Raw genomic sequence first — 24052 nt, 5'->3', positions numbered from 1 at the left:
TGGATGCTGCTGACCCAGTCAGTTGCCTTCGGCCACTCTCATGGAGGCAACCTGCCTGCAGGGCATGGTTTACGCGCATATTCATCTGAATAAATCATCCATTGATGACTCTCACGGCCACGTTCATCACTATGAGGCGGATAAACACAGCCACCAGGATGACCACCATAAGAGCTCTGAAAATCAGGGCTTTCCACAGTTTACTAGTTCATCTGATCACGATTCCTCTGCGATCTATCTTAATAGTATTGATGTGATCTCAGGTACGCGTTCAACTCTTAAGACGGAAATCAAAGTCCTGTTTCAATGGGACATCATCGGATGCAATTCATCTTTTGAATTTCCGCAACTCACAGAAACCGAACGATCGGTATTTGACTGCGCGCCCCCTGATTCTAGTTCCCCGCTCTTTGTCCGCCACCATGCTTATTTAATATAAGCATAGAACTCTTCGCAGACAGTATCACAAAATTAGGTTGGTACGTCCTGCTCTCTGCTTTTGGCGTTGACTAATTTCGCGATTCTTCTCAGGACAAATCCTGAATGATTTGCGGAGAATTCTGTCGATTCGACCCTTTGTTTATGGTCGGACTATCTCTCTGTTCATTTTTTCAAATCTTCGCATGATGCGAAGGAGGTCTTTATGCGCCCGTTACTTACTGCGGTTCTGCTTGGGATTGGTCTGTTCACGGAAAGTTGTGCCAGCTCCTCATATTCGACTGGTAAAGCAATGATTTCTGACGCGACTTCCGAACGGGAAATTCCCCAGGAAGCAACCATTCATCAGGTCAGACATATCAACTCTGATTTGAAGAACCCAAACGATGAATTAGTACAAATCAACCTCACAGACACATCATCTCAGGTCAGCAAACCAACGGAGACACAAACGCTTGGTCTTCCAGAGTTGATTGACCTGACTCTTGATAGTAATCCTCGTCTGGCAGAGGTATCCTGGGCAATCGAAACAGCTCGAGGCCGGGCTATTCAGGCTGGATTGTATCCGAACCCGACTGTGAGCGTGACAGGTAATGAGATCAGTGACCGGACCGGTCCAGGGGGGATTTGGACGGCGTATGCGGGCCAGGAATTTGTCACAGCCAACAAACTGGATTTGGATCAGGCAGCCGCACTCAAAAGGGTGGATCAGGCCTCGCTCAACTTGATGACGGAACGCTTTCAGGTCTTTACGAAAGTACGGCAAGCGTACTTCGAAGCCTTAACTCTTCAAAAACGGTCAGATATCCTTTCGAACCTGGTAAAGCTTGCAGAGCAATCGGTCAATAATTCAAAAGCTCTGGTTAAAGCTAAAGAAGCAGCCGAGCTGGATGTCATACAACTCGAAGTTGATTTGGAACGTTATCGTGCAGACCTGGATGCGACGAGAAAGGCGTTGCCAGGGGCGTATCGAAAACTGGCTGCCAGTGTTGGTATTCAGGACATGCCTATTAAGCATCTTTCAGGTGAACTCGATCTTGCTCTAGAGGATTATAATCTGGATCAGGTCAGCACTTACGTGCTCAGTATCCACCCTGAAATCAGATCAGCACAAATTGGAGTTGAGCATGCCCGCTTGATCTTGCAACGAGCCAAGGTGGAACCAATCCCCAATATTACTGTGGGTACGGGATACACTCGCCAGAGCCAGAACCGGTCCGATGACTGGGACATCGGTTTTAGTGTTCCTCTCCCGCTTTGGAACAAAAATCAGGGAAACATATTGTCTGCCGAAACAAATATCAATGTGGCAATGAACCAAACGGAGCGTGTACAGAATGAACTGATGGATCAACTTGCGATCGCTTATTCAGCTTATGCTTCCGCACGGGAACGGGCTGAACGTTACCAGGTTTCAATCTTGCCGAAGGCTCAACGAACTTATGAACTTTCAATGGTAGCATACCAGGGAGGACAGTTTGAGTACCTACGTGTACTGGAAGCACAACGATCTGTAGCTGAAGCCAATCTGGAATTGATTCGCTCCATGAGCGAGATGTGGCTGGCTGCCAGCGAAATTGCAGGACTGATGTTGGAAGATCAGTGGCCTTTAGCTCCTGTCCCTCCCTTACCTGAAAAGGAACAATCATGAAGAAACTTCTTCAAATAGTGAAACCCATTCTGGCAATCGGGATCGTTGCGATATTGATTGCTACCGGCTATTTCACGCGTGACAATTGGTTGCCGCTTTTAGAACAAAACAAAACCGCCAGATCGGATAACGTTTCTACTGCTTCAACCAAAGCAAGCGATAAGAAAAACGCAGCTTCCGAGCAGATTATTCTATCAGACCAGGCGATTGCCAATTTGGGCTTGCAGGTCAAATCAATACAGCCTGAGACCTATTGGAAAACGCTACAGGTCCCGGGCATGGTAGTGGATCGACCCGGTCGCAGTGATCGAGGGATCGTTTCTCCTGTAGATGGAGTGGTCGACAAAATGAATTATTTTCCAGGCGACACAGTCCACCCTGGGGATGTGCTCTATACGATCCGCATCCTTAGCGAGTCTTTGCAACAGACCCAGTCGAAACTGTTTAAAGATACGCAAGACATCAAACTCGCCGAAGCAAAAAAGAAACGCCTGGAATCTTCAGGAGGAGCAGTCCCCGGTGCCCGGATCATTGAAGTCGCTAGTGAAATCACGCGACTGAAAGTGGCAATCAAAGGGTATCGTCAGGAACTGCTTAGTCGAAGTTTTACACAAAATCAGTTGAACGAAGTGGCTGCAGGTAATTTCGTCAAAGAACTGAATATTCTCGTTCCCTCTCAAGCTAGCGAATCCAAACCATTGGGGACCTCTGTCGTGCTGCAGGCGACAGGTGAGGAAGTAAAACTGGACTCCCCCCCTCCTTTGAAGTTCAGGAATGCAAAATAGATCTAGGCCAACAAGTCAGAACCGGTCAAATGTTGTGTTTGCTGGCAAATCATCAGTTGCTGGCAATAGAAGGTCGGGCATTTCGAGACGAAACACAACTTCTTGAACAAAGTGTCAAAGCCGGTTGGCCAGTTGAAGTGGACTTTCAGGAAAACGCGATCGCAGACTGGCCTCCCGTTAATCAGACTTTCTGGATTCAATATCTGGCAAATGTCATAGATCCCATTAATCGTACCTTTGCGTTTCGTATGGCGTTGGAAAATCAGTCTAGAGTTGTGAAACAAGATGGAATGACCCAGATACTCTGGCGGTTTCGTCCAGGTCATAAAGTCCGCATCTTGATCCGGGTCGAAAAGCTCGAAAACGTCTTTGTACTTCCCACGGATGCCGTTGCCCGCGACGGAGCTGAAGCATTTGTTTTTACCCAGAACGTCAATACGTTTCAACGCAAGGCGGTTCGAGTACTGGAACGAGACCGACGCTATACCGTCATCGCGAATGATGGATCGCTCATGCCTGGTTCGTTTGTAGTACAGAGTTCTGCCGAACAGTTGAACCGTATGTTGAAGTCCTCATCAGGAGACGACTTACCAGAAGGCTACCACATTCACGCCGATGGCAGTCTCCATAAGAACGAAGACGAAGGGAATTAGGGGAATACCGTGCTCAATTCAATCATCCGACTCTCACTGACCCATCGAACGCTGGTGCTTGCCGCCTGTGTCGTTGTCCTGGCTTATGGGGGTTATTTAACGACAACCTTACCTATTGATGTGTTCCCAGATCTTGATCGACCTCGAGTCGTGATTCTAACAGAGTGTCCTGGCATGTCTTCTGAAGAAGTCGAAACGCTGGTTACTTATCCAATAGAAACAGCGATCCTAGGGGCAAACGGGGTTGAAGATGTCCGCAGTCAATCCAGTCAGGGCATGAATGTCATTTACATCGAGTTCAGTTGGAAGACGGAACCTCGGTACGCTCGACAGATTGTGTCAGAGCGTCTGGCAAATGTACCGATGCCACCAGGCATCCGTCCGATTATGACACCTCAGGCATCCATAATGGGGCAGATTCTGCATGTTGGAATTCATCGCAGAAAGGGGCCACAAGGTGGAAAGTTGACTGCGGTTGGGCAGACGGGATTACTGGCAGAACGCACAGGAAATGAAGCAAGTCCTGAACTGACCGTTTGGAATCCGGTGAATCGAAACGATCTCAGCTTGTGGAAGAAAATTGAAGTCGAGAATCCCAAATGGGATGAGACAAACCCTGGGCGTGATGTGGCATTTGTCTGGAATAAACGGTCCTATGACGTTATTTTCCCGACTCCTCTCGAAGAACGAATGGATCTGCGTACGACCGCGGACTGGTTAATCAGACCGCGACTACTGAAGCTGACTGGCATTGCTGAGGTCATTGTCATGGGCGGTGATGAGAAGCAGTATCAGGTTCTGGTTGATCCCATCAAGTTGCAAGAATATAACGTATCACTTCAGGATGTTGAGGCCGCTGTCCAGTCAAATAACCTGAATGCCAGTGGCGGGTTTATAATCGGAGGCCAGACAGAGCGTTCTGTGAGGGTGATTGGTCGTCTTGGTGCTCTGACAAGCGACGTCCTGGATGAGCTCCGAAAAGCCCCTGTCAAAATGAATGGAGACCGTGCCGTACTTTTATATCAGGTGGCACAAATCGTGGAAGGGCCGGCTCCCAAACGGGGCGATGCCAGTATTGATGGACATGCCGGTGTGGTTATTACAATTGTCAAACAGCCACATGCTGACACCAGAAAACTGACTGACGACGTGATGGCTGCTTTGAGTGATGCAGAATCAACGCTACCTGCCGACATTGTGATCAATACCAGCCTGTTTCAGCTCAAGAGTTTTATTGACCGAGGAATTTACTACGTCGAAGAAGCGCTTGTCATAGGAGCCATTCTTGTCGTGATCGTGCTGTTCTTGTTTCTGCTGAATTTTCGCACGACATTCATCACGTTGACAGCCATTCCATTGTCGCTGGTGATTACAACTCTGGTATTTCGCATCGTAGGGGTCATGTCTGGGACAGAATTATCAATCAACGTAATGACCCTGGGGGGAATTGCAGTTGCCATTGGCGAACTGGTCGATGATGCCATTGTGGATGTGGAAAATATCTTTCGACGCCTGGGAGAAAACAATTTAAATCCCAATCCGAAACCTGCCATTGTGGTCGTGTATGAAGCCAGTCGAGAAATCCGCTCTGCCATCGTCTTCGGGACAGCAGTCGTTGTCCTGGCCTTTATGCCTCTATTTGCTTTGTCCGGTGTGGAAGGTCGCTTGTTTATCCCATTGGGAATTGCCTATATCGTTTCAATTCTGGCTTCTTTACTGGTCTCACTGACTGTCACACCGGTACTCTCTTACTACCTCCTGCCTCAAGCAAAGGCAACTCATGCCCATCAGGATGGGCGGTTACTACGAGTGCTGAAATGGGGAGCGAGTTTCCTGATTCGATTCAGTATGCGGCGGGCAGGCATCCTATTGGTTTTGACCTGGGCACTCGTTGGTTACAGTGTCTGGGAATTGTCAAAGTTGGGAGCTGACTTTCTTCCCAAATTTGATGAGGGAAGCGTACAAATCAATGTATCTTTACCTGGCGGATCGTCGCTGAAAGCATCCAACGAGGCATCCTCACTGATTGATTCGCAACTTGTCAAACTGCAGAAGTCTGCAGAAAATCCGAATGGTCCCGTATTGCACTTTTTTCGCAGGACAGGTCGAGCAGAGCTGGATGAACATGCTCAGCCAGTCAACGTGGGTGAATACATTTTGACGATGAACCCAGACTCAGACCATGGTCGGGACGAGTTTCTGGATACGCTACTCTCTGATTTGCGCTCAAATGTACCAGGGGTTGGGATTGAAGCGGAACAACCCCTTTCTCACCTGATTAGCCATATGCTGTCCGGAGTGAAAGCCCAAGTCGGGATTAAGCTGTATGGAGACGACCTCGACAAGCTGCGCGAGTTGGCAGGAGAAGTTCGCGATGCGATCACTGATATACCTGGTGTGACACCTCCCATTATCGACCCACAGGAACGGGTAGATGAGTTACATGTAGTCCTGAAACCTGATGAGCTGGCTTTCTTTGGGCTGAGTCGGGAATACATAGCCGACTTCGTACAGACTGCGTTGAAAGGCGAAGCAGTATCGCAAGTCTTAGATGGTCAGAGACGTTTTGACCTTGTGATTAAACTCAACGAAGAGCATCGCTCAGATCCTTATAATCTGGGTGAACTACGTATTGATCTTCCCGATGGGCGGGGGCAAATACGTTTGCGAGAAGTGGCCAACTTCCCAGGTTCAGCCAGTGGACCAAATTTGATCAACCGAGAAAACGTCAGGCGCCGTCAAACAATCCGTTGTAATGTCTCAGGACGTGACCTCGCCAGTGCAGTCTCTGAAATTGAAGAACGGGTGCGTGATCAGGTCGCATTGCCAACCGGTTACTTTGTTGAGTTTGGGGGACAATTTGAAGCTCAACGGTCTGCTACGTTTCTGATTACAATACTGGCGGCAGTTTCAGTCGCTGGAATATTTATTGTTCTCATGATGCTTTATCCGTCAGCACGGATCACGTTTCAGATCCTGAATGCCATTCCGACTGCTTTTATTGGTGGTGTCTTCGCACTAGTATTAACCAACCAGACTCTTACCGTGGCTAGCATGGTAGGATTCGTATCTCTGGGGGGAATTTCTGTGCGAAACGGCATCCTGTTAGTGACACACTACTTTCATTTAATGGATGAAGAAGGGGAAGCGTTTAGTCAAAACATGGTGCTGCGGGGAAGTTTGGAAAGGCTTGCTCCGGTCCTGATGACCGCCTTGACCGCCGGTATTGCTTTGATTCCTCTTGTGGTGGGTGGTAATAAACCAGGGTTAGAAATTTTATACCCTGTCGCCACTGTGATTTTAGGAGGTTTGGTAACCTCAACGTTTTGCGAATTTTTTATTCACCCCGGCTTATTCTGGAAATTCTCGGGGAAAGATGCCGAACGACTGGTCCGTAGTAAAAGCTCTGATGAAGAACTGCTGCGATCTGTATAAGAATGTAATACACGTAAACTATTTCTATCATGCAAAGGAAAACGAAATGATGTACACAAAATCGCTGGGCTTACTGTTGGCAGCTTTACTCGTCACCGGTTGCTCGGACAAAGGCACTACCGATGCTCCGAAAACGGAAACTGCACAACAGGCCGAAAAACAGAATGAAGCTACCAGCACCGAAGAACATGCACCACACGGTTCAGGACCAAATGGCGGGGTGGTGTTTGATCTGGGAAAATATCACGCCGAATTCACAGTGGATCATCCCAAGCATGAATGCATGATTCTTTTCATAGGTAACGACGAGAAAACACCAGTAGCGGTTACAGCAAAAAATCTGACGCTAACCACAAAAGAGACAAAGACAGAAGAGGGAAAAGTTGTTCCCCCCATGACAGTGAAGCTGGTACCGCAGGATGAAACCGACGGGAAGGCGACGAAATTCGTCGGCACAGATCCTGGCATCGGTAATGTTGCCGACTTTGAGGGCACGGTTCTTGGTGAAGTCGATGGAAAACCTTCTCAGGGTGAGTTCAAAGAATAAACTGTCTGGTGATAATTATGGTTTCCATTGAGGTCGCCGCCGCCGGTAAAACGGCAGCGGTGGCCTTTGGATACAGTCGAGTGCTTAAATACTCTAAATACGATGAAAGTAGATAATGTACTATGTTCTCAAAATTCTGCTCACTGCCGGGTTAGTAGTTGCTGTATCGGAGATATCCAAGCGTAGCTCGCTTTGGGGTGGAATTCTCGCTTCGTTGCCACTGGTTTCTTTTCTTGGAATGATCTGGTTATATATCGACACAGGTAGTACAGAGAAGGTTTCGGAACTTTCAAAAAGTGTATTCTGGCTTGTCCTGCCTTCATTATCTTTTTTCTCATGCTGCCTTTTTTGCTTAAGAAAGGAATGGGCTTCGGTACCAGTTTCGCATTTTCAACCATGGTTATGATTGGTCTCTATCTGGTCATGATTGTCTGTTTAAAGAAACTGGGAATTCATACTTAGTGCGATCCGAGCAGCAATTGATATCTAGGGGTTGAATTTCAAAAGCTGTTAAGTTTAAGAAAAACCCATTTGCCCAAAATATGCTTACGAATCTTGTTTAACTCCAATTAACCATGAATCCCAACAGGATTGGCAACAACAGAGAAAATTATGAATCCATTAAAGGTTGTAAATACTTAAATATAAATACGTTGCGTATTTTATAATAAGGATTGAATTAAATATGGTTGTGTCTTCGAGTAAGTTTGATTCAACCTAATTTGTTGAATTGATAACTATTGGTTTTTGAAACCGAAGGTTGCAGGTCACCATATGAAGATACCCAACCACCGAATTCACCTGACTCATCACTGGGAACATTTTCTGAACGTATACTGAGTGAGCGTACCTAGAATAATGATGGGCACAGCCCGGCAGAAAGCAGATAAATTACCCATCTCTAACCCAGATATCAAGAATGGGACCACATTGAGACCCGATAGCAATAATCTCCACGACGCACTACCTAAGCTTTAACACGTAAAATTCCGCACGAACTCACTTTCGGGACACCCATTAGCTACCTTTGCCATTGTCGCATTTCGTCGAGGGCCAGTTCTTGCGAACCCCCCGCGATGAAATACTCCGATGGCGACGATAACATAGCCAAGGTTCAAGTCAAGGCTGAGGTTATCAGCCTTGACAAGTCTATCACTAACTGCTAGACATTGTGCTGTAAGAATTGGTGGAAAAAGTCGTCGCTTGTGACCAAGAGCATTCCCAGTAAATGGTTTACGGTGTCTGATTTGAAAGGAATGCCTGCGAATTTGGCAGTAGCTGGTTCTACAAATGATCTAATCTACAAAGGGCAAATTTGTGGCCGCCACTGCCTCAACTGACTGGAAGAAGTTGTTTGGTCTCGATGATCGCGAGCCGCCTTACTTTATTTCCAGTATTGAGCAACTCGACGATGCGGGTGTAGTACCACAGCCCCATGCACTTCGTCGTGCTTTTGAGCAACTTAATATCAATGGTGTTCTATGCCAGGAACGCAGTCCGGTCATCTACTTCCGACTGGTCAAGAAAATCGATCCGGTCCAGATTCTCGACCTTCATCGATCGTTCTGGAACCAAGGTATTGCTCCGATCCTCGTTGTCATTGCTCCAGACGAAGTCCAGGTGTTTTCCGGTCTTATACCGCCAGAAAGCTCTCAGGTTGATACTCATCCGTTTCCTGGGCTAGTCGAAATCCTTCCCCGCCTACAAAATCGGCTACGATCCTTTCTGCTGTCCGTCGAGTCGGGTGAATATTTTCATACCCATCGACATTCCTTTGACCCTGGTAAGAGGGTTGATCGGGAATTGCTCCGCAATCTCCAAGCAACCCGCCAGGCACTAGGTGAAGTCCCTGCAGCGCGGCTTGAACCCCTGACTCTTAATGCCCTGCTATGTCGACTGGTTTTTACCTGCTACCTCTTCGATCGAGGCGTCATCGACAGTGACTACCTCACGTCGCTTGGGATTGATGATGCGCAGCATTTAAGAGACATCTTGGCAAAGAAACCCAGGACAGATGCCAAGAATGATCTCTATTTGCTCTTTACCCAACTTGGAGAAGACTTCAACGGCGACCTGTTTAGTGCAGACTTGGAGGCGGAGAGCCGACAAGTCAAGGTGAATCACCTTGAGATTCTGGATCGATTTTTCCATGGTACTGATATACGCACTGGCCAGCAGTCTTTTTGGCCCTACGATTTTGGGTTCATTCCGATTGAGACCATCAGCGCAATTTACGAGCACTTCCTGAAAGCTGCCGGGGAAGAGCAGAAGAAGGCAGCCGGTGCATTTTACACTCCCAGATTCCTTGCAGAATTTGTCCTGGATCTGACGCTGGAAGGCGAAACGTCGCTTCTGGGCAAACGATTCCTTGATCCGGCTTGTGGTTCAGGCATTTTTCTTGTCGGGCTGTTCAATCGTCTTGCTGAAGAATGGAAATTTCAGAATCCCCGGGCACGTTATGACAGACGTGCCCGTGAGCTAATGGGCATTCTTCGCAACAACCTTTACGGCATCGATAGCAATCGTAGTGCCTGCCAGATTTCCGCCTTCAGCCTATATCTCGCCTTTCTCGACCAGCTTGCGCCTCCCGATATCCAAAAGCTGTTAGGAAAGTGGGAACGTCTCCCCTATCTGGTTTCAACTCCAGGTGAAATAGAGGCTGGCCACGAGGCGGCTGGAACAATTTATTGCGCAGATTTCTTCACGGAAAATGCAGCACTACCTTATAAGGTTGATATAATTGTTGGCAATCCTCCTTGGGGGAGTTCCAAGGTTCGAAACGCTCCATCTGCACAATGGTGCATCGAAAGAAAACTTCCGCACCCCGATCGTCAGATGGCGATTGCATTTATCTGGAAAGCACCAGACCATCTTGAGGATGATGGCAAGATATGCTTTGTCATGCCTCATGGCATGCTATTCAACCACAATGATACCGCTGTTCGCTTTCAACAGTTATTCTTCCGCACTCACTCAGTTGATCGGGTAGTCAATTTGACTGACTTCCGAATGTTTCTCTTTGCAGATGCTAAGGCGGGAAGTCTGGTTGTGAAATTCCGAAAGGAACAACCCGTTGACGGCACGCACGTCATCGATTACTGGACACCCAAGACCGATTGGGCAATTACACAAGCTGAAATATTGAGAATCCCTACGCAGGATAGATCTCAATTAACCGTGCGTCAGGTGCTTAATGATCTGAAAAGTGATGATGCACCACAAATCTGGAAAGGGCACTTCTGGACAACTCCCAGGGATCGCCAATTGATCGAGCGATTATCCATATATCCTCGGCTTCGGGACAACGTTCGGCAAACCAAAGAAAAAGAGCCCAAAAACAAACCTTGGATCATTGCGCAGGGATTCCAACCTCTTGGTCCCGGCGATTCTCAAGAGGATGCTAAAACCATTGAGCTGCCATCAAAGCTGTTTGTCCAGGCGGATTGTGACAACCTAAACACGTTGCTTCTTGAAGACGACTGCAATGAGCTTCCATCCAATCGGGTAAATGCTCGCCGCGGACGCACGGCAGAGAGCCTTTTAGTATTTCATGGGCCCCATGTGCTAATCACACGAGGATTTTCGCGCTGCGCTTTTACAGATTTTTCTGTATCGTTTCGAAGTTCGGTGCGTGGTATTTATGGCCCCAAGGTAGATCGCGATCTTCTAGTATTTCTTTCATTCGTCCTTAGGAGTCCGCTGGCCCATTATTTCCTGTTTCACACATCAGCAAACTGGGGTGTCACACGTCCAGAAGTTCACGATCAAGATCTTTTACGATTGCCGTTTCCATTCCCGGACCAATGCGATCAACCTAAGCAAGCCAGGAGCATTGTGCAAAAGTCAGCGAAGCTCTTTGATCAGGCTATTGAGCGAGCCAAACGGCCTCTTGTAGACCGCCAGAGACTTGCGGACGACGTTCAGAGTCAGGTTGATGACTTGGTTTATGCCTATTTTGATGTCGATAACTTCGAGAGAATGCTCATTGAAGACACGTCAGCCTATGTTCTAACTAGCATCCAGCCTTCGCGAGCAAGGGTATACATCCCAACGAACCTTTCCAGTAAGCATGCAATGCGTAAATCTTATGCCACACTGCTCTGCAAACGACTGAATGGATGGGCCAAGCAAGGCCTTCAGGTTCACGCCAAAACCATAGCCGATTCTTCCGTCGGTGTTGGTATGGTCGTTCTCGAAAAGACCAAGAGCGGGCAAGAGCCAACTGGGCTTGCAGAAGTCGGTAATGATTTACTGCATGTGTTGGACAGCCTCCAGCATACCTCTACACGAAGCCATGGGACATTTGAATTGGTACGTGGGCTGAAAGTGTTTGACCGTAACTTGCTCTACATCACAAAGCCGCTTGGCCAGCGATTCTGGACAAATACCGCGGCGATCAATGACGCAGACGAAATTGCGGCTACGATCCTCATGCGGCCGACGCGGAGGAATGCATGATTACCGGAGGTGCCGAACATTGGGACGATTTCTTTGAGCAAAGTCTCATTCCGCAGGTATTTGACTACGTCATTAACTCGTGGGAGCAGGTTCCAGTTCCAGAGCCTGGCGAACTGGAGGATGTTGTTTCCGATCAGCTATACACTCAGATGCTCAAATCAAAGCAAAGAAACCACTTTCCGTTCCTGATTTCTCGGGAAGACCTTGAGTTTGATCTGGAACTCGCAAAGGAATCCGGGCGAAAGGACATTGTGTTTTATCCGTCACTTCAGGAACAAGACATTTACATGTGCCTTGAAGCCAAGCGATTGAACGCCATCGTCTCCGGCAAGAAACGATCGTGTGCCAGCGAGTATGTTAAGGACGGTCTGCAGCGCTTTGTCGATGGGAAATACGCGAAGTGTGTACGTCACGCTGCGATGCTTGGTTATGTTCTCGACGGAGATGTCAGCAATGCAATGGGCAATGTTGAAAAGAATATTCTCTCTAGGACAAGCGAGCTTGGGATGCTGGAAGGTAGCGGGTTTCTTGATTCGACTATCCGCGTCACCGATTCCTTTGCCAAGGAGACGCATCATGCACGGAAGAAGAATAATGGTGAAAAAATTCGCGTTCATCACTTATTTCTGGAATGTCAACATCATGTCGCAGGATGCAAGGGTATCGCAGACCAGTAGTGATAATTGAGTGCATGCCAATGAGTGACACGAGTGGCGATAGTGGAGTAAGAATGCGTTACCAGCGATCAATGGAGATCGAGCAGCGGCTTGATGCCGTGCTGGAGTTGATACGTAGTGGAAGTTATTCAACGCCCGCACTAGCAGAGAAATTGGGCGTTTCCGTTCCTACCATTTCCCGCAGCGTCGAGGCACTTCGGGAACGAGGGTACAACATACAGGCAATCAGAGGGGCAAGAGGCTGGCGTTACACGATTATATCGGAAGGGGATTCTACTGACTCCTCAATCGACCGGCTGGAGCAGCCATGATCATCAACTTCCACGTCAAATAATTCGCCCACAATCTGACCCGGCGTACCACCGCCGGGGGCGATCGTCTGTCGAGGTCCCTCTTCGACGCCACCGTTGACTTACCCCCCCACCAGATCGAAGCAGCCCTGTTTGTCCTGCAATCGCCTCTGGCGCGTTCAGCGAATATGAGAGCAGCATCATTGAGGAAATAATTTGGGGCAATGAGAATTACCTTTAGCCGAACAGCTTCTCAACAGGACATCAGATGGTGAATGTTTATCATAAGCTGGAGCGTTACTACGAGGTTCGCAGTGATGATTCAACAATTGATGTTCAGGTTCACGAGAAACATCAAGGCGAACCTGATTGACCAGACTTGATAGGAAAAGACTGGAAAACACAATGCTTCCATTTCGCGTTGCTTGGCATGGCATCGGCTGTAATGGCACAATTCTGCTGGGAACATTGCTTGCCTAGTCCTTAAACCAGCGTAGCTGGTGTCGACAAATTGGTTGAAAGATGAAAACCTCCGTAGCATTCCGGTGTATATTTGATTGTAGTTCAAGAAACATCGGCTCACGGGGAGGTTTTCAGGTGAAGAAAAATATACAACGACGACTCGATGCACGGAAGCGTAGCACGAAGAAACGGACCGATAAAGCCAACTGGAACGGGCAGTCGCCGATGCTGACGTGTCCGAACGTGAAATATGAACTGGCGGAAAAGACTCAGGTCATTGCGTGTGGGGGAATTGGCGTCGCGCAACGGTTGGTTCGGCAGTTGGGCATTATGGAGAGCATCAATCGTTGCTGTCCGATCTTTATGTTTCACATGCCGTATTCCGAAGCCGACCATGTGCTCAACATCGCCTTCAACCTGTTCACTGGAGGCACCTGCCTGGAACATCTCGAACTGCGACGATGCGAAGCTCCTGATTTATCACTCCACTTACGCGTTGAGACGTAGCGTATAATCTTATTTAAGGTAGCCTGTAACCACCTTATAATTAGCTCCCGTATTTTGTTCTTTCTCAGTTAAAAAAGAGCTGACAACTATTTCAGCATAGCCTTTGTCGCATTTTCCGGAATAAACCAAGCTGCCTTGTTTCACGTTTGCATTGTCCTGCGTAAGAACCAACATCGCATCTTCAACTGAAAGACCATGATCTTTTAATTTAACTCGAGCACGTAACGAGAATAAAAATCCACTGTATACGGAATCTTCTTCTGATTCGCCAGATTCTTTCCCTTGATTAATTAACTCTTGAATCTTAGCTTCATACTCATCTTGGGAATCATTATTTTCACAAAAATCTGCTTCTAAATTATCCCAATCATCATTTTCACCATTCTCCATTACACTTCTCACCCCAAAAATAATAATTATACCAGACTAGAAATATGAAGTTATAGGGCTTTACGCATATCGTTTTTTCGAGAAACCATCATTGAACTGATCGTGTTCTGATCTCCTACCAGTGAAAAAAGAGTGAGTCTGATCACCCAGATTGAAACGCCGATTCCAGATATTATTCTAAGTGATCCTACTTGATTGAGGCAGATCCTGATGAATCTGGTTCCCTATCCGATTCTGAACCAATTTGACATGTTACTCTCTACGTCAACACAAGGAGATCGTCATATCCTCACAAATAATGCAGAAAAAAAACGATCCGAATCTACTGCAGCAGAGCAATCTCAAGTTACAAAAGTTCGCTCAAAACCCATGAAGAATACTGCACTGTCTAAAATCCTAAAGTCACCCTTTCTTTTTTGCAAGTTTTGTCTGTTCGCTCGGACGCAGACGTTCTCCAGGCACCTTTATAATTACGAGGAACCTAGGCTGAGTCTCTCCTTTGCGAATAAGCTCAACCGACTTCACAAGCTCTGAAATGTGCATTGCTGCTCCATCCCTATCGGTTTGATCCAGAACAAGCAAGAATCCCAGCCGTGCGCTAATGTTCTGATAATCCATGGCTTGGGATGAATATGCTTTTTCAAGTGCATCGAAAGAACAATCTTTTGAATCTCGTTTGACTTCGACAACAATTCTTTCTGCCGAAAACTGGAAATAAACATCTGCTCGTCCCCCGCCAACGTTCATCACTTCAATCTTCGTGCCAGCAACATTAGACTCCATGAATTTTTTATAATCACTCTGGAGATCATCTTCCTTGGCAAGATTTCCATCCGCTCGTTTGAAAAGGTAAGCGATAGCCGGTTCATCCCTCACAGTCATTTCAAGGCGAGCGTGTAAAAAAGTGATGGTCCAAAGCAGTATAGCATTGAATAGTTGTTTTGAATCTTTCGATTTATGATAGTCAGACTGTGACGCAACAGCTAACAGGCATGTTTCAATTACCATTGTTTCAGCGTTCGTCAGATTAGTCATATGAACCTCGAAAGCATCGTAGATTGCATTAATAATCAATGACTTGTGATTTGCAGTGAGATTTGAATTAGTAATCAGAGATTCAATGAGGCCATTACTCTGTTTACCAAAGAGTATCTGATCATCGGAATATTTCGATACAAGTTTATCAGCTTGTTCTAAAAGATGTTTCGCGTCATTTGCGATTTCGCTGAATTGATTTTGGCAAAACCATTTGCGCATCAGATGAGCTTGACCTGCCACTGCTGCCAAGGATCCTTCAATCCTCGGCCTGACAAGCGATTCGATGCCACCAAGCTGGTTCAGTTTTAGAATAGTTCGACTCGCACTATAAATCGGCAACAAAAATTGTTCGATAACGACAGCTGGCTCATACCAAGATGGTTCAAGCAATTCGTTCTCTAATCCGCGAAGGGCTTGTGATAGCTGTTCCCACAAAAGGACCTCGAAGGTCCGTGCACGTAGCCATGGTGGATCAAATTTAGACCGATGTGAGATAATCAGATCACGGACAGAATTGTCAATTTGATTAGCAAGCGACTCCACTGATCCATTCAGCTCTCCCACGGAAAATTCAGTTAGAACTTCCGTGCATAGTAAAAAAAGAGTTGAATCTGGTCGACCTAACGGGCTTGCGAGAGATTTGTTGAACCAAAATCGAGCGTCCTGAAGTTCAGCAGCAACAGCGTTTGATTCAATCGACGTAAGTGCCTTAGAAAGACAGGACATGCCTAGCTCAAAATACACTTCGTCTTTTGCGTCAGCTACATCGCGAACTCGCGCATGAAAAAGTCCGACATCACCGCCTCAAATTCAAGCTCGTTCCCAAACCATCCTATCTTCCGTTTGTTTCCAGATCTTGAAAAACGACTCAGCTTGCCCGTGACATCGTCTCCACACTGAATCTCAACTTTGTAATCGACTTCATCTAGTTGAAAGCTAAGCGATGATTCTCGAATCCAAGAACGAACGTCATCCTGTAGGTTGGCGGTTGGTCGTCCGCGAAGTAACCATCGCACAACCTCTAAGACAGATGATTTCCCTTTCAGGTTAGAGTCGGTCAGGATTGCCCATAGCCCATGATCGAGTTTGTCCCACTCAAATTCGAATTCGCCTGAGCAATCGACGCCATCTTTAATCCCAGAAAAATGAATACGTTTTAGCAGAAGTCGTCGAGGAGCTGGTACAACAGGCGAAGCTTGAATTCGATAATCAGCAAGAATTTGCTCAACACTATCTGGGTTCGCGTCAGCACGTTCTGCAATCGATGTGACCCAATCACGGTTTACGTTTTTTTGATTCATCGTTTGCCTTAAGTTGCAACTCGATTCAACTTTTCTTCGAGTCGATTGAGGACATCGTTTGTGATTGACGGAATTATTTCACCCAGCGCAGTGTCCGCATATTCAATACGCTGGTATTGCCGCTTCTTGAGTGCTGCACCACCACGACCATTTGCGATATCCGCGACCAGATTAGCACGATCAATATACCACTGAAGCGTTGGATATTCGGATATGATATCCGTGGTGGTTTGGATCGCTTTCGGCATAACAAAGAAGTCTGTCTCAAGTACGGTATCAACTAATTTACGACCACCGATTCGTATGAGACCACGCGAAAGCAGAATTGACAAAGCATCATCCATTCGTTCGTAGGCTCCGAAACGCCAACGAATCATCGGAAATCGGCGAAGATCGGGTTCTTCACTCGAAAATATTTTCTCAGCTAAAGTGAGATAAGCTTTATCACCGGTCTGGTCAAATCGCTCAAGTAGTTCGTCAGCAAGATAGTCAGGGTACCGCATCCAGAAATCAAAAGCACAAAGGCGTGTATTCCCAGCAAAAACCAAAGAAGCCCCTTCCGAATTTGCTCCTGTAGGTGGTTCGCCACCTGCAACAAATATGAATAGCAGGCGAATTGCATCGAGATAATACGATCGTGTTTCGATGAAAAACTCCTCTAGTCAACTGCGTTTGGTTAATCGAGCTTGCATCTATAGTTTTGGTACGCTGTCCGAGTAGGTGATCCTATAGAGTAGTGTTCGGACGTGCCATGGTCAAGCTAGCAGGCTGATCGCCAGGTCTAAGAAACTGTCGGGCTGCTGCTGCCAGACTTTCAAACGTGGCTCATGAAGAGCGTCCATCAGTTTCTGAATGTGAGCTTCGCTGAACCGTCGACAGAAGTCACCCGCTGATGTCGGATCAGGATTACGCTGAGCTCCCAGTGCATCAAGGTACGCCGTCGGTTCGTCGCAGTTCGAGATGTTCCAGGCAGGTACCCTCTAGGACGTTCTCAAAAAAAACTGTGAGGCCCGCTCGTCGTCGAACTCTGGTGCAGGAACTTCAGGTTTAATACGAAGTCAGTGAGCGGCGTGCCTGCCAGATGCTCGGCTTCTCGCGGCCCAGTCACCGTTACCAGAGTGTTCTTGAGAACGGGCCGAGCTGCGAATGCGTGAACTGACCACTATTCGTGTGCGTTCACTGGCATTCTATTTCATGAAAGTGCAGATTGGAGTATGTGAACAACTCAATCTGATGCTAAGTGGATTAATTCATAAGCGTCAAAACTCGACCACTATTACTGGGGAAGTCCTGTTTCTACTATCGACCGTTTAGGGACGATCAAGTTTTCGAACTGTTCTAGATGTGAGTTGTGCGCCGATCACAATGTGATGAGCAGATGAAATCTTATAGAAACCGTATTGAGATCCCCGTGCCAACGAAGTAGTCGTCAGCTGCTTCATTCAGCCCCACGCCTGCCCGGATATCCCATTGCACATTATTGTTGATCAGATAGGTAAATCCGCCATTAAAGTAATACTCAGGTTTTGCAGTCTCAGCACTTTGAGGGAAAAACGCAAACCACTCGGTATATGCACCTACTTTTTCAGTCAAAGTGTAACTGACTGTCCATGATTGAGCCCATTCGGTAAAGGCATTCGTGGTGACTTCGTCGATGGCGCGGTTGAACTGGGTGCTGCCTCCCGTCGAAATGAAGTCGTTGATTTCCCAACTGTAAATCCAGTTTAAGCCGGGCAGTACTTCTCCCGCTGTAAATTGATCTGAACCTGTGGGAACAGTCATCTGCGGGATGACCGCCATTTCAGGTAGAATTCCTTCTTGTGGCGTCAGTCCAATTTTGAAGCCAAGGTAAAGATCTTCACTACCGGAAATATCATTTAGTTGAGCAAGTTGATCGCTGGAATAGTTCCAGCCAAGTCGGAATTCCAGCCAGTCTGCCAGGATACCATAACGCAGAAGAGGTTCGGGCAAAGAATGAGATTTTGAAGAAGCAGTACCATCGTCATCATAGATGTAGGTGTATCCCAGTTCGAGCTGAACCACTCCCCGGCCCACAGTTGAACTCGCTTCAGTGAAATCGGGTCGGTCAGTGACTAGAGGTTCGTCAAGATCGGGGCCTCCTGAAAAACTGGTTCCATAACTCCATTGAAATAGGGTGCCTCTGGGCTGGCATTCATTGTCAGAACAGATCGAGGCAGGTTCAAGCGGGCGCAAACCAGACTCCTGATCTGAAACTGGAGTAATATTTTCGTGCCAGGCGGGAGTCGGATTTTCAAACGGAAGATCGGCAATTGCCTGGGGAGGCTGGTACAAATGCTCTCCTGCCAGAACCGCACAGACCACCAAAACTTGATATGGGCAGTAACTGTTAAGTATTCGGAGTATCATCGATTTGAGTCTTTCTAGAGTTTTTGCTGATTTTGGGGGGGATACAAATTCTGTTGATACTTTCGTGATCACTAATTGTCATAAGGATCGACGGGTAAATCGGTTTTGATATTCCAAAACCCTGGTTTTTGTATTCCAAAACTATGAGACTAATGAGGAAATGTCAGACACACGGACTTTCGGTGAAGATTGTTGATTAAAATTGCCGGTTGAAACCGACCTTTTTAAGCAATTCTCCATCACGACTTCCGGTCTGACAGCCAATTCGGGGGATACAGAGAGCGATGATTCTCTATGCTTGACACAAATTGTAGCATAAGCTACATTTGTCGGGGTTTGATGTAGCGCATGCTACAATTGTGCGTGGTGCATTCAGTACGCGCAACTATCTGTTAGGCCGGTAGACAGCGCATCGAAATCCTGAGCACAGCATCTGGTTATCAGAAGACGTTGCCTAAGAAAAGTATCTTATTGACAGATCGCCAGTTAAACAGTCATCGCAGACTGCAATCTCACAAATCTCTGGCGTAATTAAAAAACCGAGGTTGAATTGCAAAGAATATTTGTACCTGCATTAAGATTGGGAGCACAATGAGTGATCTTCGTCGGACGCGTCCTGAAGACTATCTCTGGGCAATCGAAAGTATCGCTACTTTTGGAGATGATTCTCGTGCCACGACCGGAAAGATTGCTAAAGCGATTGGAGTTACCAACGGAACAGTCAGTAGCGTACTGAAGGATCTGGCCCAAAAAGGGTTGATCGACTTAATCTCATATGAAGGGGCCATCCTGACAGAGTGCGGTCGAAGACAGGTTCTCCGTACGGTCCGTCGGCGTCGACTTCTCGAATTCTTCTTTTGCCAGTCGTTGGGAGTCACCTGGAAAACACTGGAGAAAGACGCCTTCCAACTGGAGCCTTGTGCTTCTGACAGACTGATTGATTATATCGATGACTTTTTGAATCATCCTGAATATGACCCAGGTGATGCTCCCATTCCACAAAAGGATGGATCGATGCCTGAGCACCAGGTTCTGCGATTGACAGATGCTCCTGTTGGCAAGTCACTCAAGGTTGTCCGGATCGATTTGCAGGCTGCAGATTCGCTGAGATATCTCTCAGAAATTGGTGTTCTCGTCGACTCTGAAATTCTGATCCATCATATTTCATCCGAGGTCAGTGTGATCACGTTGGATACTTTTCAGGGGCGATGTGCGATTGGACATGATGTTGCAAGAGGGGTGCTTGTAAAGCCCTGCCACTAAGTTAATATCATCCCTGTTTTGATCTTGGCAGATCTTACTAATTAACCTAGGATTCAACACCCTTATCCCCTCTCTGGATGTATGGGGGATATGCATTGATTACACGGTTTTCGCTGCCTTTGTCGAAAGTTTTTAGACTAATCGACAGAACCAGTATTATTATCCAGTTGTGATCAAGCGGCAGCACTTCGCATGTCGATGCTAGAAGTGCTTGTCTTGTATGATTACGAGGGATACAGGATATAAAATCCATTGATTGCTTGAGGTCTATCTAAAGTCTTTCAAGCCGGCAGAATGCTGTAAAACTTTTTTTCGCTAAGATGTGTGATGAAACTGATTCGCTTGTTCATGATCGTTCTACTACTGCAACCCTGCCCGGTCTGCTGGGGACATGGATTTGCTGCGCAGGGAGAATCAGTTCAGCACGAATCCGGTGACTGCAAAGCTGTTTCCACAGCCTGTTTCTGTTGTGCTCGGTGGAATCAAAGACAGGGAGTCCAGCAGCAGTTGCCGCTGGATGAAGAACATGAATGTCCCTGTACGTGTCATGTTTCTGACGAAATATTTGCCTCTGTTGGGCCGGTAGTGCATCTGGAAAGTTGCACCCATCCGGTGACGTTGGTCGTTAATCTGGATCAGTCCTGCCACTTCGTAACTCATCTGAATGACGTAGCGAATGACACTTCACAGGCGGCTGTAATACTCCCGCTGCGCTTATAAATTTCTCTCGGGCTCGCTTGCCTACTGGCAGTAACGGTCACTAATTGTCCACAGCAATCTTGCTGACCGTCTCTTTGAATTCAATTCTGATTCAAATGATAACTGCTGCGCCTGTGTCTGTTTAAATCAGACTGCATTTCGCTGCTTCTGCGCGCAATTACAGGTCGAGCCCATTACCTCTTTTTGCAGATCAAAATCGCAGCATAATCAACAAACAGGTAAGGAAGTTTATAATATGAAGTCTCACACTTTTTTAAAACTGTTCAAAAATAATGGTATTCGTCTGCTGGCCGCAGGCACTCTTCTGGTTTCCATGTCGAATGTTTCCCCGGCTCAAAATACGCCCCGGGTGGCATCATTGAGCAAGGCGGAAGCATCACGTGCTTCCGCAGCGGAACAGAATAAATACACGTTTATCATGTTCTGGAAAGACCAGGATACAACCACCAAAAGCATGTGGAGCACACTGCAGCAGAATCTGTCCGACAAAAACACAGCGTCCGTTGTGGCGGTTAACACCGGCGATCCCCAGGAACGCAAGATTGTTGAACAGTATGGAGTCTCACGCGCGCCCATGCCGCTTACGCTGGCAGTTGCTCCCAATGGGGCGGTCACCGGTTCCTATGTGAAACAGATCAACGCTGACTATATTCAGCAGGCATTCGTATCCCCCGCCAAATCCCGGTGCATGTTGAATCTGCAGAACCGTAGAATGGTGCTACTGTGTGTGAATGCCTCAAATAGTACAGGAATTCCCAATGGGGTTCAGAATTTCCAATCGATGCCCTGTTACAAAAACGCGGTTGAAGTAATTACCGTCTCACAATCTGAGCCGACCGAACGCGACTTTTTGAATGAACTGAGAGTGCCTGACTCACAAAACTCGTCTGTCATTTTTATGGCACCTCCTGGTGTGATGGTCGGGAAGTTCAACAATAGTGTGACCAGCCAGCAGCTGATTGCCGAGCTGAAAAAAGCTGGAAAAAGCTGCGGCGTGGAAGGCTGCAAACACTGTAAATAAACCATTGCATCATATACTTTAAGGAGGTCTCTCATGACAATGAGAACAATAATCTGGAAAGAAATGAAAGAGCGTCCTACGGCGCTGATCGCCAGCCTGCTGGCAATCATTTTGAGTGTGACAGCGCTGGTAGCGATCCGCAACGTTACAATTTTCTCAGAACAGGAGGTTGCTGGTAAACTTGACGAACTGGGAGCGAACGTACTGATTCTCCCCGAAGGCGTCACACTGCAGGATTATTATGCTGCAGACATGCACAAGGAAACCATCCCAGAAGAACACGTGGCTGAACTGGCACTGGCGGGACTGACCGGAGTGGAAGCGATTACCCCCAAACTCTGTGTCCCCACCAAACTGGACGACCGCAACGTGATTCTGACGGGCATCCTGCCACAGTCCGAAATACAGAAGATGAATGCCTGGTCGGGAGGCGGCATGCTATTCAAAAAGCATGAAGGTTGTAAAGCTAAGATTAACGTGGCTGATGAAAATCTGGACGCTCCAGACTCCCTGGCAGAACGCAGGGCTCTGCAACACCTGAATCAATCTGAAGTTTTGCTTGGTTCTGATTTTGCCGCCAGTAAGGGACTGAAAGAAGGGGACCAGCTCCAACTTCTGGGGGAAACGTTTGAGGTACTCAGCGTGCTTCCCTCGACGGGGACCGTCGATGACAGTCGGGTGTTCGCCCACCTGCATACCGTGCAACGGCTGTCAGGAACAGGACCGGTTGTGAATATTATTGAAGTCATGGGCTGCTGCGAAGACGTCGCTAACGGATTGGTAGGGGAGTTGCAGTCATTACTGCCCGGTACCAAGGTGGTGACGATCGCCAATGTGGTCGAAACTCAGGTTTCGATTAACCGGATGATGACAAGTCTATCGTACCTGTTCCTTGTGATTCTGGTGGCCGTCGGTGGTGCGAGTATGGCGAGTGCAAGCTTTGCGAACGTCATAGAACGTCGTCGCGAAATCGGCACGCTGATGGCTCTGGGGGCCACGCCGAGATTCGTCACGCAGTTGTTCCTGGCAAAAGCGGCTCTGCTGGGCCTGGCCGGGGGGATTAGCGGTTATGTTTTGGGAAGTCTGATAGCAGTCTTTCTGGGACCTGTATTTGCGAGTGTAGCAGTGTTTCCAGTCCCGAGTCTGGCAATCGTTGCCTCTACGGTTGCGGTGCTGGTCACTCTGGCTGCCAGTTATTTTCCGGCGCGCCAGGCTTCCCGCCTCGATCCCTGTCTCTGTTTCAAGGAGGTATAACTAAATGTTAAAGTTAGAATCTGTTAAAAAAGTATATTGTAAGCAACAGCACGAAGTGGTCGCGCTAGACTCGACCTCTATTGAAATCGCGCGAGGTGAGTTCGCTGCGATCATCGGTCCCAGCGGGAGCGGAAAAACGACGCTGCTCTCCATGCTGGGGGCAATGTCGGCCCCTTCTGAAGGCCGCATTCTGCTCGACGACGTATCAATTTATGATTTGCCGATTGAGCAGCGCGCTGAAGTCAGACAGAATAAGATTGGATTTGTCTTCCAGACATTCAATCTGGTGCCTTATCTGACCGCGATTGAAAATGTTCAGGTCCCTATGATGCTGTCACAAAAGTTTAAAACAGAGCAACAGGAGCGGGCGGAGGAATTGCTGGGCACGGTTGGGCTGCAGGATAGACTGCATCATAAACCGAGTGAACTCAGTATTGGTCAGCAACAGCGCGTCGCACTGGCTCGCATGCTGGCCAACGACCCGTTGATCATCCTCGCTGATGAACCGACAGGGAACCTTGATCCGGAGACCCGTGATCAGGTTCTTGCTTTCCTGCGGCAATTCAACGAGGAAGGTCGCACGGTCATCATGGTAACACATGATTTGTCTGCTGCGGAGTGTGCCCGCAGAACTTTACGTCTTTCTGAAGGTCGCATCCAGGCAGGTTCAGACCAGAATCTGTTGAAAACAGCTTAAAGAAAGACTTTTATTGGACGGTCTATCTCGAGCTCTCTCTTACAAAGAGAGGGCTCGAGAATCGGCCAACGAGAACA

General features: G+C 47.5%; 18 protein-coding genes and 1 pseudogene. 13 read left to right on the top strand and 6 right to left on the bottom strand.

From position 1 onward, the window contains the following. The first annotated feature begins 643 nt into the window (after positions 1 to 643). The 9 genes from F1728_RS27585 to F1728_RS27550 all read left to right on the top strand — a co-directional run bounded on the left by F1728_RS27585 (position 644) and on the right by F1728_RS27550 (position 13903). The gene (locus F1728_RS27585) at positions 644 to 2089 is read left to right on the top strand and encodes a TolC family protein (protein WP_145187210.1); all 1446 of its coding nucleotides are present in this window, start codon (positions 644 to 646) and stop codon (positions 2087 to 2089) included. Further along, positions 2086 to 2874: an HlyD family secretion protein gene (locus F1728_RS31950; RefSeq protein WP_228030372.1), complete on the top strand. Its 789-nt coding sequence runs from the start codon at positions 2086 to 2088 to the stop codon at positions 2872 to 2874. The genes F1728_RS27585 and F1728_RS31950 overlap by 4 nt, the downstream gene beginning before the upstream one ends. A gap of 29 nt (positions 2875 to 2903) precedes the next feature. Further along, positions 2904 to 3527 (top strand): efflux RND transporter periplasmic adaptor subunit, encoded by a 624-nt coding sequence (locus F1728_RS31945; protein WP_228030371.1) that lies wholly within the window; start codon positions 2904 to 2906, stop codon positions 3525 to 3527. Between the two features lie 9 nt (positions 3528 to 3536). Continuing rightward, on the top strand, positions 3537 to 6962 hold the full coding sequence (locus tag F1728_RS27575; protein ID WP_145187213.1) for an efflux RND transporter permease subunit: 3426 nt from the start codon (positions 3537 to 3539) through the stop codon (positions 6960 to 6962). A gap of 46 nt (positions 6963 to 7008) precedes the next feature. Next, positions 7009 to 7509: a hypothetical protein gene (locus F1728_RS27570; protein WP_145187216.1), complete on the top strand. Its 501-nt coding sequence runs from the start codon at positions 7009 to 7011 to the stop codon at positions 7507 to 7509. A gap of 1317 nt (positions 7510 to 8826) precedes the next feature. Then, complete coding sequence (locus tag F1728_RS27565; RefSeq protein ID WP_155366736.1) at positions 8827 to 11967, top strand: HsdM family class I SAM-dependent methyltransferase; 3141 nt, start codon at positions 8827 to 8829, stop codon at positions 11965 to 11967. Beyond that, entirely contained in the window at positions 11964 to 12644 is a 681-nt protein-coding gene (locus F1728_RS27560; RefSeq protein ID WP_155366735.1) for a hypothetical protein, read from the top strand. The genes F1728_RS27565 and F1728_RS27560 overlap by 4 nt, the downstream gene beginning before the upstream one ends. Then, on the top strand, positions 12599 to 12955 hold the full coding sequence (locus F1728_RS32780; protein WP_390642824.1) for an HTH domain-containing protein: 357 nt from the start codon (positions 12599 to 12601) through the stop codon (positions 12953 to 12955). The genes F1728_RS27560 and F1728_RS32780 overlap by 46 nt, the downstream gene beginning before the upstream one ends. 576 nt (positions 12956 to 13531) lie before the next feature. Next, on the top strand, positions 13532 to 13903 hold the full coding sequence (locus F1728_RS27550) for a hypothetical protein (RefSeq protein ID WP_155366733.1): 372 nt from the start codon (positions 13532 to 13534) through the stop codon (positions 13901 to 13903). Between the two features lie 9 nt (positions 13904 to 13912). On the opposite strand, the gene F1728_RS27545 is transcribed toward F1728_RS27550, so the two are convergent. From F1728_RS27545 to F1728_RS27525, 6 genes and pseudogenes are all read right to left on the bottom strand, one after another. Further along, on the bottom strand, positions 13913 to 14293 hold the full coding sequence (locus tag F1728_RS27545) for a hypothetical protein (RefSeq protein WP_155366732.1): 381 nt from the start codon (positions 14291 to 14293) through the stop codon (positions 13913 to 13915). A 402-nt stretch (positions 14294 to 14695) separates the two neighbouring features. Beyond that, the gene (locus F1728_RS27540) at positions 14696 to 16075 is read right to left on the bottom strand and encodes a hypothetical protein (protein WP_155366731.1); all 1380 of its coding nucleotides are present in this window, start codon (positions 16073 to 16075) and stop codon (positions 14696 to 14698) included. Positions 16076 to 16092: 17 nt separating this feature from the next. Beyond that, positions 16093 to 16632 carry a hypothetical protein gene (locus F1728_RS27535; protein WP_155366730.1) on the bottom strand — a complete coding sequence of 180 codons (540 nt, stop codon included), beginning with the start codon at positions 16630 to 16632 and terminating at the stop codon, positions 16093 to 16095. Between the two features lie 8 nt (positions 16633 to 16640). After that, positions 16641 to 17180, bottom strand: coding sequence for a hypothetical protein (locus F1728_RS27530; RefSeq protein ID WP_228030370.1), 540 nt, complete (start codon positions 17178 to 17180; stop codon positions 16641 to 16643). A gap of 222 nt (positions 17181 to 17402) precedes the next feature. Continuing rightward, positions 17403 to 17613: pseudogene (locus F1728_RS32865) on the bottom strand (IS1380 family transposase); the annotation flags it as partial. Positions 17614 to 18018: 405 nt separating this feature from the next. Continuing rightward, the gene (locus F1728_RS27525) at positions 18019 to 19092 is read right to left on the bottom strand and encodes a transporter (RefSeq protein WP_155366728.1); all 1074 of its coding nucleotides are present in this window, start codon (positions 19090 to 19092) and stop codon (positions 18019 to 18021) included. Between the two features lie 519 nt (positions 19093 to 19611). Here F1728_RS27525 and F1728_RS27520 point away from each other — a divergent pair. From F1728_RS27520 to F1728_RS27505, 4 genes are all read left to right on the top strand, one after another. Further along, positions 19612 to 20283, top strand: coding sequence for a metal-dependent transcriptional regulator (locus F1728_RS27520; protein ID WP_155366727.1), 672 nt, complete (start codon positions 19612 to 19614; stop codon positions 20281 to 20283). Between the two features lie 955 nt (positions 20284 to 21238). Next, entirely contained in the window at positions 21239 to 22024 is a 786-nt protein-coding gene (locus tag F1728_RS27515) for a hypothetical protein (protein ID WP_145190939.1), read from the top strand. 33 nt (positions 22025 to 22057) lie between these two features. After that, entirely contained in the window at positions 22058 to 23278 is a 1221-nt protein-coding gene (locus F1728_RS27510; RefSeq protein ID WP_155366726.1) for an ABC transporter permease, read from the top strand. Between the two features lie 4 nt (positions 23279 to 23282). Next, the gene (locus F1728_RS27505) at positions 23283 to 23975 is read left to right on the top strand and encodes an ABC transporter ATP-binding protein (RefSeq protein WP_155366725.1); all 693 of its coding nucleotides are present in this window, start codon (positions 23283 to 23285) and stop codon (positions 23973 to 23975) included. The last annotated feature ends 77 nt before the right edge of the window (positions 23976 to 24052 follow it).

The organism is Gimesia benthica, assembly GCF_009720525.1.
GTDB classification, from domain to species: Bacteria; Planctomycetota; Planctomycetia; order Planctomycetales; family Planctomycetaceae; genus Gimesia; species Gimesia benthica.
The sequence above is the reverse complement of the archived record's forward strand: the minus strand, read 5'-3'. Positions and strand labels throughout refer to the sequence as shown.